Here is a 16,740-nt window from a genome sequence, read left to right as displayed (position 1 = left end):
CCCGTCGCTGCCCGTGCGCCTGGACCTCCCCGACCCCCCGTCCGCTGCCGGCGACCTGCGGCTGGCGGCACTGCCGGCCGCTGCCGCCGACGCCGCCGACGGCGGCATCTCCGCCGCCGTGGAGCTCGCGCGCGAGGTCGGGGCCTGGCTGCCGGCTCCCGGCAAGGACACCCGGCTGCGGTGGGAGGCCCTGGCGACCGTGGCGGCCGTCGACCTGTCCGTCGCCCGCGTGGTCGAGCCGCACCTCGACGCGCTCGCGATCCTCGAGGAGGCCGGCCTCGGCGACGACGCGAGCGCCCCGACCTGGGGCGTCTACGCCGCCGAGGGTCCCGGGATGCGCGTCGTGGCCACGGCAGGTCCCGGAGGGGTGCAGCTCTCGGGCACCAAGCCGTGGTGCTCGCTGGCCGGCAGCCTCGACCGCGCGCTGGTGACCGCGTGGGTCGACGACTCCCGGCGCGGCCTGTTCGCGATCGACCTGCGCCACCCCGGCGTGCGCACCGTGGAGGAGCCGTGGGTCGGCCTCGGGCTGCGCGACGTGACCAGCGGCCCGATCGAGCTCGACGCCGTGCCGGCCCAGGAGGTGGGCGGTCCGGGGTGGTACCTCGACCGCGACGGCTTCGCGTGGGGTGGCATCGGGGTCGCCGCGGCGTGGTTCGGCGGGGCCGTCGGGGTCGCGCGCCGGATGTTCGAGCAGGTGGCCCACCGGGCTCCGGACCAGATCGCCCTGGCCCACCTCGGCGCGGTCGACGCGCGGCTCACCGGCGCCGCCGCCCTGCTGGGTCGTACGGCGGACCAGGTCGACGGAGGCGCGCTGGCCGGTGACGCCGCCGGGCTCGCCGCGCTGCGGGTGCGCCAGGTCGTGGCCGACGCCGTCGACGACGTGCTCCTGCGCGCCGCCCACTCCCTGGGCCCGGCGCCGCTGGCCAAGGAGCACGAGCACGCGCGCCGCGTGGCCGACCTCCAGCTCTACGTCCGCCAGCACCACGCCGAGCGCGACGCCGCCGCGCTGGGCGCCCAGCTGGTGCGGGACGTCACGTGACGCTGCCGCTGGACCCGCCCGGGTTCCGCCACGACGTCGCCGGCACGACCGCCGCCGAGTGGGAGCAGCACCTGCGGGAGGCCGGCGCGCCCGCGGCCGGTGACCTCACGCCGTACTCACGGGTGGTGGTGCTCGCGCCGCACCCCGACGACGAGTCCCTCGGGGCCGGTGGGCTGATGGCGACCGCGCACGCGCTGGGGCTGACCGTCGAGCTGGTGCTCTGCACGCTGGGGGAGGCCAGCCACCCCGACTCCCCGACGCACACGCCGCAGCGGCTCGCGGCCCTGCGCCGCGACGAGGCGGTGGCCGCTCTCGCCGAGCTGGTCCCGGCCGCGACGCCGACGGTGCTCGGGCTGCCCGACGGTGGGGTGGCCGCGTCGGAGGAGGAGCTCGTCACGCGCCTCGTGGAGGTCGTCGGTGACGGTCGTGCCACGCTCCTGGTCGCTCCCTGGCGCCACGACGGGCACCCCGACCACGACGCCGCCGGACGCGCGGCGGCCACGGCGGCGGCCCGCACGGGCGCGATGCTGTGGGAGTACCCGGTGTGGGCGTGGCATTGGGGGCGGCCCGACGACGCCCCCTGGTCGCGGCTGCACCGCCTCGACCTGGACCCCGCGGCCCGGTCGGCCAAGCGCCGGGCGATGGCCGCGCACCGCTCCCAGGTGGCGCCGCTCTCCGCGCAGGCGGGCGACGAGACGCTGCTCGGGCCGGACCTGCTCGCGCACTTCGTGCGGCCCTCGGAGCACTTCGTCCTCGAGCCCCTCGTCGACGACGCCCTCGACGACCTGCACGCGGACGGCGCGGACCCGTGGGGTGCGGACTCCCGGTGGTACGAGCGCCGCAAGCGGGCGCTGCTGCTGGCCGCACTGCCGCGGGAGCGCTTCGGGCGGGGGCTCGAGGTCGGCGCCTCGCGCGGCGCGCTCGCCCGCGACCTGGCCACCCGCTGCGACCGCCTGCTGGCGGTGGAGCAGGGCGCGCAGGCGGCGGCGTCCGCGGGGGAGCGGCTGGTCGACCTGGGTCACGTGGAGGTCCGCCGGGCGGCCGTGCCCGACGAGTGGCCCGAGGGACGCTTCGACCTCGTCGTCGTCTCGGAGGTGGGCTACTTCCTGAGCCCGCTCGCCCTCGACGGCCTGGTCGAGCGGCTGTCGTCGTCGCTCACCGACGACGGGGTGGTGGTGCTGTGCCACTGGCGGCACCCGGTCGAGGGCTGGGTCCTGGACGGCCCGGACGTGCACGCCGTCGTGCGCGCCGCCGAGGCGTCGGTGCTGCCGCCGGTGGCGGCGACCTACGTCGACCGCGACGTCGAGCTGCTCGTCCTGGCGCGCGAGTGGCCGGAGCCCACGCGGTGACCCCGCTGACCCGGGTGGACGAGCTCCACGTCGTCGTACCCGCCCGCAACGAGCGCCTGCTGCTGCCGCGCTGCCTCGACGCCCTGGCGGTCGCGGCGCTGAGCCTGGCCCAGGTGCCCGGCGCCCCGCGCGTGAGCGTCACCGTGGTGCTGGACCGTTGCACCGACGGCACCGCCGAGGTGGTCCGTGACCACCCGGTCACCGTCGTGACCACCGACGTCGGCAACGTCGGGGCGGCGCGCCGGCTCGGGGTGGCCTCGGTGCTGGCGGCGACCGCGACGCTCCCGGCGCGGTCCGTGTGGGTCGCCTCCACCGACGCCGACTCGCTGGTCCCGGAGCGCTGGCTGGCCGACCACGTGCGCGCGGCCGAGGCGGGCGCGCAGGTGGTCACCGGTCCGGTGCTGCCCGACCCCGGTGACCTCAGCGCACAGCTGCTCGACCGGTGGCTCGCGCTCCACGGCCCGGACACCGCCGCCACGGTCGTGCACGGCGCCAACCTCGGCTTCCGCCTGGACGCCTACCTCGCCGTGGGCGGCTTCCGCGACCTCCCCGAGCACGAGGACGTCGTCCTCGTCAGTGCGTTGCGCGCCGCCGGGGCGAGGCCGGGCGCCGTCGCCACGGTCCTGACCTCGGGACGGCGGCACGGCCGCACCCCGGGCGGGTTCGCGGGCTACCTGCGGCGCCTGGCGGACGAGCCGACCGGCGCCTGAGAGCCGGCTGCCGGAACTGGCGGGCGCCGCGTCGGCTGGGCGTGACAGGATCCGTGCCGTGCGCGTCGTCTCCCTCGGGCTGACCCCGGTCAAGGGGCTGCGGCACGCGTCGCTGCCGTCGGTCGAGCTCGACGACCACGGACCGGTCGGTGACCGGGCCTTCTGCCTGGTGGACGTCGAGCGCCGCACCGTGCTGCGCACGATCACGCACCGCGCGCTCGTGGCGGCGACGGCGTCCTGGGACGGCACCACGCTCGGCATCGAGCTGCCCGACGGCCGCCGGGCCGAGGGGGCGCCGGTGCTCACGGGCGAGCGGGTCACCTGCGACTACTGGGGCCGCTCGGTCACCCACGAGCTCACCGGCGGCCCGCACGCGGCGCTGCTGTCGTCGTACCTCGGCAAGGACGTGCGCCTGGCCGCCTCGCCGCGCGGGGGAGTGGTCTACGGCGCCCCGGTCAGCATCGTGACGACCGCGTCGCTGCGCGACCTGGCCGAGCGCACCGGGCGCACCGACGTGCTGGACACCCGCAGCCGCTTCCGGATGACGATGGTGGTCGACGCCGGTGACGAGCCGTACGTCGAGGACGGCTGGTCCGGTCACGAGCTGACGCTCGGGGACGCGGTGGTGCGGGTCGAGGGTCCCGTGGGCCGGTGCGCGGTCATCGACCTGGACCCCGCGACCGGCCTCAAGGACGGCTCCCTGCTCAAGGCGCTGAGCCGCTACCGGCCCGCCACCGACGGTGAGCCGTGGTTGGGCGTCGACGCGCAGGTGGTCGTGCCCGGGCGGGTCACGCTGACGGAGACGGATTACTAGCTCGAGCGGCGCCGCAGGACTCAGCGGTGGTAGTGCTCGGTGTGCGGGCAGCCGGCGCGGTAGCGGAGCCGGCACTTGACCCGCCGCTTGGCGCGCTCGAGGTGTCGCATGGGCCCTCGCATGGGGCGAGAGCCTGCCTCCTCCACGTGACCGGCACGTTGCGCGTCGGTGTCGAACGCACGAAACCGCTGGCAGCCGGCGGGTAGTCCCTGACGTTCGTGTCGGACGCAGGCCGTTTCGGTGACACGAACGTCAGGGACTACCCCGCCGGACCTGCGCCACGAGCCGCTCGGACTCCAGGATTCCGCCCGGAACGCGTGGTTGCGTCTGCAGGGTCGGCTAGAGGTCCTCGCGATACCCCACGAGCACGCTGGTGGGGACCCCCGATGGTCCCTGCGTGGCGTTGGGGGCGGCGTCGTCGATCGCGGCCTGCACCCCTGCTTCGTCGTCGCTGCCCTCGCGGACGCGCACGAGGATCCCGCTCGGGCCTCGCCGTGACGGCATGACGTTGAACCGCAGCTCGAGCAGGCGGTCCGTCAAGGCGGCCAGCTCCCCCGGAGGAGCCATCAGGAGCAGCAGCTTCTGGTTCATGGTGCGCACCTTCGCACAGAAGCGCCGTCCGGATCTGGCCGGCACCTGGCGGGGCGGTGTGGGTGGCGCCCCCGGCAGGACTCGAACCTGCGACCGGCGGATTAGAAGGCCGCTGCTCTATCCAGCTGAGCTACGGGGGCGGGGGATCGGGGGCTGGTCGCAACGGGCTCGGAGCATCCCGGTGCAGCTCGACGGCACCCGCCGATCCGGTCGTCAGTATGCCGCAGCGGGCGGGACGGCGCTGCGGCGGCGGACCTGCCGACCGGTCACCCTTCCGCGGGGGAGGCGACGATCAGCCCTTGCCCTTGCCGCCGCTCTTGCCGCCGCCCTTGCCCTTGCCGCCGCCCTTGCCCTGGTCGTCCTTCTTGTCCTTGTCGGGCTTCGGCGCGTCGGGGGCGCCGCTGTCCTCGGCCGGAGGCTCGCCCTCCTGGGTGGGCTCCGCGTCGGGCGACGCGTCCTGCGGCGAGGACGACGGGGTGGTGGCGGCGGGCGTGGTCTGCGCGGGAGGGACAGGCTCGTCCGGGTCCCCGTCGCCGCCTCCTCCGGCGAACGCGGCGACGACCAGCAGCAGCACGATCGCGGCGACGGCCGCGGCGACCGCCCGGAGGTGGGGCGGTACGGCGGCGGCGCGAGCCGCCCACGAGGGTGACGACGGCGGGACCGGAGGCAGGCGCCGTACGGTCTGCTCGCCCAGGTCCAGCACCCGCGTAGACCCGCCGGCGTCCAGGCTTCGCAGCGCGGCCGCCACCTCGCCGGCCGAGGGGCGTGCGGACGGGGAGCGAGCGGTCATGCGGGCGAGGACGTCGCGCCACGAGGCCGAGAGGGACGCCGGCAGCTCGGGGTCGCGGTGCAGGCGCGCCAGGGCGGACTCGGTCGGGGTGCCGGGGAAGGCGCGCCGGTTGGTGAGCACCTCGAGCAGGACCAGCCCGAGGGCGTAGACGTCGGCGGCCGGCGTGAGGTCCTCGCCCTGGACCTGCTCCGGCGCGAGGTACGCCGCCGTGCCGATCGCGTGCCCCGTGCGGGTGTGCCGGACGGTGTCTCCCAGCAGCCGGGCGATCCCGAAGTCCGCGAGCTTGACGCGGCCGTCGTCGCCCAGCAGCACGTTGGCGGGCTTGACGTCGCGGTGGACGACGCCGTTCGTGTGGGCGTAGGCCAGCGCGTCGGCGACCTGCGCTCCCACGTCGGCCAGCTCGTCCGGAGACAGCGCGGACGCGCGCTCGGAGAGCGTGTGCCCCTCCACGAGCTCCATCACCAGGTAGGGCTGGTCGGTCGTCGTCCCGGCGTCCAGCACCATCACGAGGTTCGGGTGGCTCAGGCCCGCCAGCATCCGCGCCTCGGAGGTGAAGCGCAGGCGGTCGGTCTCGTTGTCGGCGGTCGCCCGCATCACCTTCACCGCCACCTCGCGGTGCAGCACCCGGTCGGTGGCGCGGAAGACGTCGGCCATCCCTCCGGTCCCGAGACGTTCTCCCAGGTCATAGCGGTCGGCGAGCACCCGCGAAGGGTCTCACGTCAGCCGCGCCGCAGGCCCCTCGACCGCTCCACGTCGGCCACGGCGTGGGAGACTCCGACGCGGCAACGGCAGCGACTCACGACCGAGGGAGCCCGATGACGGACGGGATCGTCGACGCCACCTCACCGCTGGTCGAGGACTTCCTGTCCGGGGACACGCGACGGGTCATGCACGCCGTCTGGGAGGTCTTCGCGACCCGCGACCCCGCGGTCCTGGCCCCGCTGGAGAGGGCCGTCGTCGCCATCGACCGCGCCACCGAGGACCTCGAGCTCGGCGGGATGCTCGCGTCCAACGGCTTGCACCTGGACCACGCGCTCGACCGGATCCGGCTGTTCGGTCAGCGGCGGTGCCTGTGCGCCGCCTACCTCTCGCACCAGTTCTACGACGTCGAGAAGGAGGAGCGTCGGCAGCACGTGCGCGTCGTCGGGACCGTCCCCAACCCCCGGCAGTGGGTCCCGGACCGGGTCTGCGAGTGCCTCGACTGCGGCCGGCGGTTCCAGGTCGAGCAGGGCGAGTACCACTACCCGTGGTGGGACTGGACCGACCTGGGTCCGGGCACCGCGCCCACCTGAGCCGCGGGCACCACCGGTCAGCCGCGCAGCGCGCCCATCCACTCCTCGACGTCCGCCGCGGCGCGGGGGAGCGAGGCGGAGAGGTTGCGGGCGCCGTCGGCCGTCACCAGGATGTCGTCCTCGATGCGGATGCCGATGCCGCGCAGCTCCTCGGGGACGAGCAGGTCGTCCTCCTGGAAGTACAGGCCGGGCTCGACGGTCAGGACCATGCGCTCGGCGAGCGTCCCCTTGGCGTAGGACTCGGGCGAGGCCTGGCCGCAGTCGTGCACGTCCATGCCGAGCATGTGGCTGGTGCCGTGGAGCGTCCAGCGCGCGTAGACCTTGGACTCCGGGTCGAGAGCCTCCTCGGCCGACACGGGGAGCAGTCCCATGCCCTCGAGGCCTTGGGCGAGCACGGTCATCGAGGCCTGGTGGACGTCGGCGAACGCCGTGCCGGGGCGTACGGCGTCGATGCCGGCGTCCTGCGCGGCCAGGACGAGCTCGTAGAGCTCGCGCTGCAGCGGCGTGTAGGTGCCGTCGACGGGCAGGGTGCGGGTGACGTCGGCGGTGTAGAGGTTGCGGCCCTCGACGCCCATGTCGAGCAGCACGAGCTCGCCGGGGGTGATCGGACCGGAGTTCTCGATCCAGTGGAGCGTCGTGGCGTGCTTGCCGCCGCCGACGATGGAGTCGTAGCCGATGTCGTTGCCCATGGCGCGCGCCCGGCGGAAGAACGTGCCCTCCAGCCACCGCTCGCCGTACTTGAGGACGTTGTCCCACTCGCGCACGGAGTCCTCGAAGCCCAGCGCGGTGATGTCGCAGGCCTCCTGGAGCTCGCCGATCTCCCAGTCGTCCTTGAGCAGGCGCATCTCGGACACGACGCGCGCGAAGTCGCCGTCCAGGCCGGTGTCGCCGGGCACGAGGGCGTCGACCGCCGCGGAGACCCCGCGGTGCACGCGCGTCTTGCCGGGCGCGGCCAGCGCGTCGGGCAGCGAGTCGATGTGACGCACCTCGATGCCGAGCGAGGAGGAGATCTCGTGCGCCGAGGGGCGCCGGCCGGCCCACAGCTCGCCGTAGGCGCGGTCGCGGAAGAACTCATCGGTCTCGCGCGACGAGCGCGGGCGCGCGTAGAGGACCGCGTCGCCGTCCTCGACGACCAGCACGGCGTCGCTGGTCTGGTTGCCGGAGAAGTAGGTGTGGGCCGTGTCGGGCCGGAAGCGGTAGTCGGTGTCGTTGGAGCGCACCTTGAACGTCCCGGCCGGCAGCACCAGCCGCTCGCCGGGGAACGTCTCGGCCAGCCGGGTGCGGCGGGCCGCGGCGAGGTCGGTCACCGGGTGGGGCGGGAGGTCGAGCTCGCGGTCGCCCCAGCCCTGCCGCATGAAGGCGGAGTACGCCGCCGGCACGGCCGGGTCGTGGGACTCGATCTTCGGCTCGCTGGTGTCGAGCTCGTCCTGCGGGGCACTGGTCTGGTCGCTCACCCGGTCACTCTACGCCGCGGAATCAGCCGTACGGACCCCTGACGATAGGCTTTCGGCATGCCCACCCCCCGTCGCGACAGCCTCGCCTTCACGGTCGTCGTGACCGTGCTGGTGGCCGTCGGGGCGCTCGCGATGCTGGCCATTCTGGCGCTGTCCGGGGCTCCTCGGATCATGTTCCTGGCCACCCTCCTGGCGGCCGTGCCGGTGGGGCCGCTGGTGGCGTCGTACCTCTGGCTGGACCGCTACGAGCCCGAGCCCAAGCGCCTCCTGGCCTACGCCCTGCTGTGGGGAGCGTTCGTCGCCACGGTGGCCGCGATCCTGGTCGGCGGCGTGGGCGGGATGGTCGTCGGGTTCACCGACAACCAGTCGCTGGCCATCGTCGCGCCCGTGACCGAGGAGGCCAGCAAGGGGCTCTTCCTGCTGCTGCTCCTGTGGTGGCGCCGCGCCGAGCTCGACGGCATCCTCGACGGGATCGTCTACGCCGGCATGGTCGGCATCGGCTTCGCCTTCACCGAGAACATCCTCTACCTCGCCGCGGCCTACGACGGCACGGACGGGCAGGCCCCCGGCGGGATCGCCGGCGTGACCACGCTGTTCGTCATCCGGTGCCTGCTCAGCCCGTTCGCCCACCCGCTCTTCACGACGTTCACCGGCATCGGCATCGGGATCGCCGTGACCACCCGCACCCCGACGCTGCGCTGGCTGGCGCCGATCGGCGGCTACTGCCTCGCCGTCCTGGCCCACGGCCTGTGGAACGGCTCGACAATCTTCGGGGTGGCGAGCTTCGCCGGCGTCTACCTCGTGCTGATGCTGCCGGCCCTCGTCGGCGTGATCTGGCTGGGCGTCTGGATGCGCCGCTCCGAGCGCACCATGCTCACCGCCGCCCTCCAGGACGCCTCCCACCGCGGTCTGATCCCGGCCACCGACATCGGCTGGGTCGTCGACCTGCGCGCCCGCCGCGCGGCCCGCCAGCACGCCCAGCAGTACGGCGGTCCGGGCGCCGTGGCCGCGATGAAGGATTACCAGCAGGCCGCCATCGAGCTCGGCTTCCTGCACCACCGGCTGCTGCGAGGGACGGCTCCCGCCGACTACCAGCTGCGCGGGCAGGACTACCTTGCCCGGATCAACGCCGTGCGTCCGAGCATCGCGTTCCCCGGACAGGTGGTGCCCACTCGATGAGCGAGACCAACAGCGAGATGCTGACGGCGCTCATCCGGCTGCGGGGCGCCCTCCAGGAGGCCGAGCTTCCTCTGGACGTGCCCGGCATCGAGGAGCAGCGCACGGCGCGCCGCGAGATGATCGACCAGCTCGAGGACTACGCGATCCCGCGCCTGATGACCATCGAGGCGCCGCTCCTGGCCGTGGTCGGCGGCTCGACCGGCGCCGGCAAGTCGACGCTGGTCAACTCCCTCGTCGGCAGCCGCGTCACCGTGCCCGGCGTGCTGCGGCCCACCACCCGCTCGCCGGTCCTGGTCCACCACCCCAGCGACGTCGAGTGGTTCGGGCAGGACCGCCTGCTGCCCGACCTCGTGCGCGTCCAGCACCCCACCGACGACCCCGACGCCCTCCAGCTGGTCGCCACCGAGTCGGTGCCCGCCGGCCTCGCGATCCTCGACGCCCCCGACGTCGACTCCGTCGAGGAGCGCAACCGCCAGCTCGCCGCCCAGCTGCTGGCCGCCGCCGACCTGTGGCTCTTCGTCACGTCCGCCGCGCGCTACGCCGACCAGGTGCCCTGGGGCTTCCTCAAGCAGGCCGCCGAGCGCTCCACGGCGGTCGCGATCGTCCTGGACCGCACCCCCGACGACGCGATCGAGACCGTGTCGACCCACCTGGCCCGCATGCTCGCCAGCCGTGGCCTCAAGGACTCACCGCTCTTCACCGTCACCGAGGGCAAGGTCGATGACCAGGGTCTGCTCCCGGCCCACCACGTCGCCGACATCCGCGGGTGGCTGGAGTCGCTGGCCTCCGACGTCGACGCCCGGGGCGCCGTCGTCAAGCAGACCCTCGACGGCGCGATCCGCACCATCGCCCGCCGTACCTACGGGGTCGCCGACGCCCTCGCCGAGCAGGGCGAGGCCGCCACCCGCCTGCGCACCGACGCCGACCGCGCCTACGACGACGCCATCGCCGCGATCGTCGCCGCCTCGGCCGACGGCACCCTGCTGCGCGGCGAGGTGCTCGCCCGCTGGCAGGAGTTCGTCGGCACCGGCGAGCTGCTCAAGTCCCTGGAGGACAAGGTCGGCTGGTTCCGCGACCGGGTCGTCAACGCGATCAAGGGCAAGCCGCAGCAGGCCGAGCGGGTCACCGTCGCGGTCGAGTCGGGTCTGGAGACCCTGATCCTCGAGCACGCCGAGGCCGCCGCCGAGCGCGCCGAGGCCTCCTGGCAGCAGCTGGCCGCCGGCCAGGGGCTGCTCGCGCAGGCCGACCAGGACCTGGGCCGCGCCTCGCGCGACCTGCGCCGCCGCGCCGAGCGCGCCGTCCGCGACTGGCAGCAGGACGTCCTCGAGATGGTCCGCACCGAGGGCGCCGACAAGCGCACCACCGCCCGCTTCCTCGCCTTCGGCGTCAATGGTCTGTCGGTGGCGCTGATGGTCGTGGTGTTCGCCCACACGGCCGGGGTCACGGGCGCGGAGGCCGGCATCGCCGGTGGCTCCGCCGTGCTGGGCCAGAAGCTCCTGGAGGCCGTCTTCGGCGACCAGGCCGTGCGCAGCCTCGCCGAGCGCGCGCGCCGCTCGCTCGAGCAGCGCATCACCGACCTCTTCCGGGCCGAGCGCGACCGCTACGTCGTGCTCGTGGAGTCCCTGGGCGTCAAGCCCGGGGTGCCCGACCAGCTGCGCGACGCCACGCGTCGCATCGATGACCTCAGGTACGCCGAGTCGAAGAGAGGGGCAGTGTGACCTCCCTGCTCGAAGGAGCCAAGAAGCTGGTCACGCGAGGCACCGACATCGGCGCCCGCATCACCGCGCTCGAGGCCGCCGCCCACGCCGCCCGCGGACGTCTCGACGACGCCCTCGTCGACGAGGCCGCGTCCGCGTCCGGCCGCGCCGCCGGGCGCCTGCGGCTGTCCGCGCGGCACACGGTGGTCGGCATCGCCGGCGCGACCGGCTCGGGCAAGTCGTCGACCTTCAACGCGCTGACCGGCCTGGAGCTCTCGGCCGTCGGCGTACGCCGCCCGACGACGTCGTGGGCCAGCGCCTGCGTCTGGGGCACCGAGGGTGCCGACGAGCTCCTGGAGTGGCTCGGCATCCCGCCTCGCCACCAGACCACCCGCGACTCCATGCTCGACACCCGTCGCGAGGACACCGCGATGGACGGGGTCGTGCTGCTCGACCTGCCCGACCACGACTCGACCGAGCTCAGCCACCACCTCGAGGTCGACCGGCTGGTGCAGCTCGTCGACATGCTGGTCTGGGTGCTCGACCCGCAGAAGTACGCCGACGCCGCGATCCACGACCGCTACCTCAAGCCGCTGCAGACCCACGCCGCGGTGATGGTGGTCGTCCTCAACCAGATCGACACCGTGCCCGAGGACCGCCGCGAGTCGATGGTCGCCGACGTCCGCCGCCTGCTCGACCAGGACGGCCTCGGGCAGGTCCCGATCATCGCGGTCAGCGCCCGGCACGGCATCGGCATGGACGAGCTGCGCGGCGAGATCTCGCGCCGTGTCGCCGACAAGCAGGCCACCCGCCAGCGGCTCGAGGCCGACCTGCGCGGCATCGCCGCGCGCATGCAGGAGGCGTCGGGCTCGGGCAAGACGCGGTCGCTCTCCGACGAGCGGATCGCCGACCTCGAGGACACCCTCGCGGACGCGGCCGGGGTCCCCACCGTGGTCGACGCCGTCGAGCGCTCCACCCGGATGCGAGCGGGCCGGGCGACCGGCTGGCCGGTCGTCGCGTGGTTCTCCCGCCTCAAGCCGGACCCGCTCAAGCGGCTCCACCTCGACCTGGGCGACGCCGCCGGGCAGCTCTCCGGCCGCTCCCGCACCTCGCTGCCCGCCACCACGCCCATCCAGCGCGCCCGCGTCGACACCGAGGTGCGCGCGCTCGCCGACGACGCCTCGGCCGGACTGGGCCGGCCCTGGGCCGAGGCCGTCCGCCGGGCCTCGACCTCGCGCCTGCCCGACCTCAACGACCGGCTCGACCGGGCCGTCGGCGGCACCGACCTGGGCGTCGAGAAGATGCCCTGGTGGGCCGGCGCGGTCCGCGCCGTCCAGTGGGTGCTGATCATCGCGGCCCTGCTCGGCGGCGTGTGGCTGGCCGCGCTGGCGGTCCTGGGCTACCTGAGGGTGTCCGAGCCGGGCACCCCCGACGTCGGGCCGCTGGCACTGCCCACGCTGCTGCTGCTCGGCGGGATCCTGCTCGGGGTGCTGCTCGCCCTCGGGTGCCGGTGGCTGGTCGCGGTCACCGCGCGCCGCAAGGCGCACGCCGCCGACCAGCGACTGCGGGCCGCGGTGCACGAGGTGGCCGACGAGCTGGTCGTCCGGCCCGTCGCGGCCGAGCTGGCGGCGTACACGGAGACGCGCACGCACCTCGCGACCGCGCTGAAGTAGCCAGGGCCCGGGCGACTCCGCGCCACTTCCTGTCCACAGGTAGTTGCTCGGGCAGGCCGCGTGCACAGGGGTACGCCGGTCGCGCCCCGGATGTCGGCGGCGGGGCCCAGCGTCGGGAGGGTCCACAACGGACCCGACCGAGGGAGAGACCGACATGATCAACGAGACCGTGGTGACCCTGCAGGGCTGGCTCGGCGCCGACCCGCAGCTGCGCGAGGCCGGCGGCGCCGTCGTCGCCAGCTTCCGCGTCGCCAGCACCCCGCGCCGCTTCCGGCGCAGCACCAACGAGTGGGTCGACGGCAGCACCCAGTGGTACACCGTCAACGCCTGGCGGGCGCTGGGCGAGCACTGCGGCAGCTCGCTGCACCGCGGCGACCCGGTCATCGTGCACGGCCGGCTCAACGCCCACACCTACGTCAACAAGGCCGGCCAGGAGGTGACCTCCTTCGAGGTCGAGGCCGATGCCGTGGGCCACGACCTGACCAGGGGGGTGACCCGCTTCGCACGGGCTCCCCGGGCCGGTGAGGGCGCCGCGGGAGAGCCCGCAGCGACGCCCGCGGAGGCGACGCCGACGACCGACAACGCCGTCGACGCCGAGGGGGCCGCCGCCTGAGCCGCGCGGGCCCGCGCCCGCGCACCCGTTTGGGCTTCTGCGCCCGCCGCGCCGTAGGCTCGGTGGCATGGCGGAGTATGTGTTCACCCTGCGCAATGTGCGCAAGGCCCATGGCGACAAGGTCGTCCTCGACAACGTGACGCTGTCGTTCCTGCACGGCGCGAAGATCGGCATCGTCGGTCCCAACGGCACCGGCAAGTCGACGCTGCTCAAGATCATGGCCGGCCTCGAGCACGCCAACAACGGCGACGCGATCCTCGACCCCAACGCCACGGTCGGGATGCTCCAGCAGGAGCCCCCGCTGACCGAGGGCAAGACGGTCCTGGAGAACGTCGAGGAGGCCGTCAGCGAGATCAAGGGCAAGATGGCCCGTCTCGACGAGCTCTACATGCTGATGGGCGACCCCGACGCCGACCAGGACAAGGTCGCGACCGAGGCCGGCGACCTGCAGACCGAGCTCGACGCGGCCAACGTCTGGGACCTCGACAGCCGCCTCGACCAGGCCATGGACGCCCTGCGCTGCCCGCCGCCCGACATGCTGGTCGACAACCTCTCCGGTGGTGAGCGGCGCCGGGTGGCGCTGTGCAAGCTGCTGCTCCAGCAGCCGTCGCTGCTGCTGCTCGACGAGCCCACCAACCACCTGGACGCCGAGTCGGTGCAGTGGCTCGAGGGACACCTCAAGAGCTACCCCGGCGCCGTCCTGGCCATCACCCACGACCGGTACTTCCTCGACAACGTCGCCGAGTGGATCCTCGAGCTCGACCGTGGCTCGACGCACCCCTACGAGGGCAACTACTCGACGTACCTCCAGACGAAGAAGGAACGCCTCAAGATCGAGGGCCAGAAGGACGCCAAGCGCGCCAAGATGCTCGACCGTGAGCTCGAGTGGGTGCGCTCCAACGCCAAGGCCCGCCAGACCAAGAGCAAGTCCCGTCTCGCGCGCTACGAGGAGATGGCGGCCGAGGCCGACCGGATGCGCAAGATCGACACCTCGGAGATCAACATCCCCGCCGGCCCCCGGCTCGGCGACATCGTGCTCGAGGCCAAGAAGCTCACCAAGGGCTTCGACGGCCGCACCCTGATCGACGAGCTGTCCTTCTCGCTGCCCCGCGCCGGCATCGTCGGCGTCATCGGCCCCAACGGCGTCGGCAAGACCACGCTCTTCCGCATGATCACCGACCAGGAGGAGCCCGACGGCGGCGACCTGGTCGTCGGGCAGACGGTCAAGCTCTCCTACGTCGACCAGAGCCGCGGCGGCATCGACCCCCACAAGAACGTCTGGGAGGTCGTCTCCGACGGCCTGGACTTCATCAAGGTCGCCAACTTCGAGATGAACTCCCGCGCCTACGTCGCGTCGTTCGGCTTCAAGGGGCCTGACCAGCAGAAGAAGGCCGGCGTGCTGTCCGGTGGTGAGCGCAACCGCCTCAACCTCGCGCTGACGCTGAAGATGGGCGGCAACCTGCTGCTGCTCGACGAGCCCACCAACGACCTGGACGTGGAGACGCTGTCCTCGCTCGAGGACGCGCTGCTCGACTTCCCCGGCTGCGCCGTGGTCACCTCCCACGACCGGTGGTTCCTCGACCGGGTCGCGACCCACATCCTGGCCTGGGAGGGCGACGACGAGAACCCCGCCAAGTGGTTCTGGTTCGAGGGCAACTTCGACGCCTACGAGGAGAACAAGATCGAGCGCCTCGGCGTCGACGCGGCGCGCCCGCACCGGGTGACGCACCGCAGGCTCACGCGTGACTGACGCGTCGCTCGCGGTGCGCTACCCCACCCCGAGCCTGGCTCGGGGACTCGACATCTTCGCCAAGGGCACGATGCTGCTGCTCCTGGTGATGGCCACCATCAGCCCCGAGTGGGGCAACCTCGAGGGCAAGGGCGCCAACGCGCGCACGGTCGGCTACTCCGTGCTGGCGTTCAGCGTGCCGGCCGTCTGGTACTTCTTCTGGCGCGAGCGGGCGTCGTTCCCGTGGGTGGCCGACCTGCTCGTGACGATCACCTGCTTCAGCGACACCCTCGGCAACCGGCTCGACCTCTACGACGCCCTGTGGTGGTTCGACGACTGGATGCACTTCGTCAACACCGGCCTGCTCGCGGCGGCGTTCGTCCTCCTGACGCTGCACTGCAGCGCCACCCTGGGGCGCACGATCGAGCGTGCCCTCGCCTTCGGCGTCACCGCCGCGCTGGCCTGGGAGATCGCGGAGTACTTCGCGTTCGTGAGCAGGTCCTCCGAGCGTGCCGGCGCCTACGACGACACGCTCGGCGACCTCGCCCTGGGCACGCTCGGCGTCGTGATGGCCGCGATGGTCGTCCACCTGATGTGGCAGCAGGGCCGCCTGCGCGACACCGCCCCGCAGCTCGCGGCCGCCGGCCAGGTCGTCTGAGGGTCCCCGCCCGTCGGGGCCGGGGGAGCGTCGCCCGTCTGTAAAGTGCTTCACGTGAACTCTGGGTCCGAGCGCGGCGGCATCACGATCTACGACGTCGCCCGGGAGGCCGGCGTGAGCATCGCCACGGTGTCCAACGTGATGAACAAGCCCGAGCGGGTCGGCAAGGCCACCCGCCAGCGGGTCCTCGAGGTGGCCGACCAGCTCGGCTACGTGCCCAAGGCGCACGCCGCGAGCCAGGCCCGCAAGCACGTGGGACGCATCGGCGTCATCGCGCCGTTCACCGCCTACGCCAGCTTCATGCGGCGCCTCAGCGGCATCCTGACCGTGGCGTCCGCGCGCCACATCGACGTGTCCGTGTTCGACATGGAGTCGGCGGCGACCGCGGCCTCGCCCGTGCTGGAGACCCTGCCGATCCGCGGGTACGTCGACGGCCTCATCGTGATGGGGGAGCCGCTGGAGCCCGCGGTGGAGCGACGGCTGGCCGACCGGGGGATGCCGGTCGTCGTCGTGGACGCCGACAGCGAGCGGTTCAACGTGGTCAAGATCGACGACTACGGGGCCGGGCGCATGGCCGCGCGGCACCTGACCGACCTGGGGCACCGTCGGATCGGTTACCTCCTGGAGGGTCAGGTCTCCGACTACGAGTCCCAGGCCCGACGGCGGCTGGGCGGGTTCCGGGCCGAGCTGGAGCAGACCGCGGGAGTGGACCTGCAGGTGACGCAGGTGAGCGGAACCGTGCCCGCAGCGCGCGAGGCCGCCCGAGCCCTCCTGCAGGGACCGGAACGCCCGACCGCGGTGATGGCGCACTTCGACGACCTGGCCCTGGGAGCGATGCTGGCCGCCAGGGACCTGGGGCTCGCGGTCCCGCACGACCTCTCGGTCCTCGGCTTCGACGACGGCCCGGTGGCCGAGGCGGCCGACCTGTCGACGATCCGCCAGCCCTTCGAGGAGTCCGGCGCCCTGGCCATCCGACAGCTGCTGGAGGAGCTCGAGGCTCCGGCCCAGCGGCGGTTGAGCGTCCTCGAGTGCCACGTCGTCGTCCGCGCCTCGACGGGGTCGCCCGCCTGACCGGCTCTGCTTGTGAAGTGCTTTACAGAAAGTGCTTGACGAAGTGCGACGCCCGTAACTAACCTCACGTCGCCGCCCAGG

15 protein-coding genes and 1 tRNA gene are annotated in these 16,740 nt (G+C 73.6%); 12 read left to right on the top strand and 4 right to left on the bottom strand.

The features are described 5' to 3' along the window. Positions 1 to 13: 13 nt before the first annotated feature. The 4 genes from E4622_RS22835 to E4622_RS14375 are packed head-to-tail and all read left to right on the top strand — an operon-like array spanning position 14 to position 3,912. Complete coding sequence (locus E4622_RS22835; RefSeq protein WP_167736095.1) at positions 14 to 1,039, top strand: acyl-CoA dehydrogenase family protein; 1,026 nt, start codon at positions 14 to 16, stop codon at positions 1,037 to 1,039. Beyond that, on the top strand, positions 1,036 to 2,388 hold the full coding sequence (locus E4622_RS14385; protein WP_134740927.1) for a bifunctional PIG-L family deacetylase/class I SAM-dependent methyltransferase: 1,353 nt from the start codon (positions 1,036 to 1,038) through the stop codon (positions 2,386 to 2,388). Before E4622_RS22835 ends, E4622_RS14385 begins: the two co-directional genes overlap by 4 nt. After that, on the top strand, positions 2,385 to 3,098 hold the full coding sequence (locus E4622_RS14380; RefSeq protein WP_209021955.1) for a glycosyltransferase: 714 nt from the start codon (positions 2,385 to 2,387) through the stop codon (positions 3,096 to 3,098). Before E4622_RS14385 ends, E4622_RS14380 begins: the two co-directional genes overlap by 4 nt. Before the next feature lie 58 nt (positions 3,099 to 3,156). After that, a complete protein-coding gene (locus E4622_RS14375) occupies positions 3,157 to 3,912 on the top strand; it encodes an MOSC N-terminal beta barrel domain-containing protein (RefSeq protein WP_245156040.1) in 756 nt (251 codons plus the stop codon). 339 nt (positions 3,913 to 4,251) lie between these two features. Here the strand turns inward: E4622_RS14375 and E4622_RS14370 are convergent, their stop codons facing one another. The 3 genes from E4622_RS14370 to E4622_RS14360 form a co-directional block, all read right to left on the bottom strand. After that, positions 4,252 to 4,503: a hypothetical protein gene (locus E4622_RS14370; RefSeq protein ID WP_134740925.1), complete on the bottom strand. Its 252-nt coding sequence runs from the start codon at positions 4,501 to 4,503 to the stop codon at positions 4,252 to 4,254. A 63-nt stretch (positions 4,504 to 4,566) separates the two neighbouring features. Then, positions 4,567 to 4,643 (bottom strand) — tRNA-Arg (locus tag E4622_RS14365). Positions 4,644 to 4,795: 152 nt separating this feature from the next. Continuing rightward, on the bottom strand, positions 4,796 to 5,995 hold the full coding sequence (locus E4622_RS14360; protein WP_280633766.1) for a serine/threonine-protein kinase: 1,200 nt from the start codon (positions 5,993 to 5,995) through the stop codon (positions 4,796 to 4,798). A 113-nt stretch (positions 5,996 to 6,108) separates the two neighbouring features. On the opposite strand from E4622_RS14360, the gene E4622_RS14355 reads away from it, so the two are divergent. Continuing rightward, on the top strand, positions 6,109 to 6,585 hold the full coding sequence (locus tag E4622_RS14355) for a hypothetical protein (RefSeq protein ID WP_134740923.1): 477 nt from the start codon (positions 6,109 to 6,111) through the stop codon (positions 6,583 to 6,585). Positions 6,586 to 6,602: 17 nt separating this feature from the next. Here the strand turns inward: E4622_RS14355 and E4622_RS14350 are convergent, their stop codons facing one another. After that, entirely contained in the window at positions 6,603 to 8,039 is a 1,437-nt protein-coding gene (locus E4622_RS14350; RefSeq protein WP_245156039.1) for an aminopeptidase P family protein, read from the bottom strand. Positions 8,040 to 8,096: 57 nt separating this feature from the next. On the opposite strand from E4622_RS14350, the gene E4622_RS14345 reads away from it, so the two are divergent. The 7 genes from E4622_RS14345 to E4622_RS14315 all read left to right on the top strand — a co-directional run bounded on the left by E4622_RS14345 (position 8,097) and on the right by E4622_RS14315 (position 16,659). After that, complete coding sequence (locus tag E4622_RS14345) at positions 8,097 to 9,218, top strand: PrsW family intramembrane metalloprotease (RefSeq protein ID WP_134740922.1); 1,122 nt, start codon at positions 8,097 to 8,099, stop codon at positions 9,216 to 9,218. Then, positions 9,215 to 10,936: a dynamin family protein gene (locus tag E4622_RS14340; protein WP_245156038.1), complete on the top strand. Its 1,722-nt coding sequence runs from the start codon at positions 9,215 to 9,217 to the stop codon at positions 10,934 to 10,936. The genes E4622_RS14345 and E4622_RS14340 overlap by 4 nt, the downstream gene beginning before the upstream one ends. Further along, positions 10,933 to 12,588, top strand: a complete 1,656-nt coding sequence (locus E4622_RS14335; RefSeq protein ID WP_134740921.1) for a YfjP family GTPase — start codon at positions 10,933 to 10,935, stop codon at positions 12,586 to 12,588. Before E4622_RS14340 ends, E4622_RS14335 begins: the two co-directional genes overlap by 4 nt. Before the next feature lie 154 nt (positions 12,589 to 12,742). After that, a complete protein-coding gene (gene ssb / locus E4622_RS14330) occupies positions 12,743 to 13,201 on the top strand; it encodes a single-stranded DNA-binding protein (RefSeq protein ID WP_134740920.1) in 459 nt (152 codons plus the stop codon). A gap of 67 nt (positions 13,202 to 13,268) precedes the next feature. Continuing rightward, entirely contained in the window at positions 13,269 to 14,951 is a 1,683-nt protein-coding gene (gene ettA / locus E4622_RS14325) for an energy-dependent translational throttle protein EttA (RefSeq protein WP_134740919.1), read from the top strand. Then, entirely contained in the window at positions 14,944 to 15,588 is a 645-nt protein-coding gene (locus tag E4622_RS14320) for a hypothetical protein (protein WP_134740918.1), read from the top strand. The genes ettA and E4622_RS14320 overlap by 8 nt, the downstream gene beginning before the upstream one ends. A gap of 54 nt (positions 15,589 to 15,642) precedes the next feature. Further along, complete coding sequence (locus E4622_RS14315; RefSeq protein WP_209021954.1) at positions 15,643 to 16,659, top strand: LacI family DNA-binding transcriptional regulator; 1,017 nt, start codon at positions 15,643 to 15,645, stop codon at positions 16,657 to 16,659. Positions 16,660 to 16,740: the final 81 nt, after the last annotated feature.

It is taken from the genome of Nocardioides sp. 503 (assembly GCF_004522095.1).
Taxonomy (GTDB): domain Bacteria; phylum Actinomycetota; class Actinomycetes; order Propionibacteriales; family Nocardioidaceae; genus Nocardioides.
The sequence above is the reverse complement of the archived record's forward strand: the minus strand, read 5'-3'. Positions and strand labels throughout refer to the sequence as shown.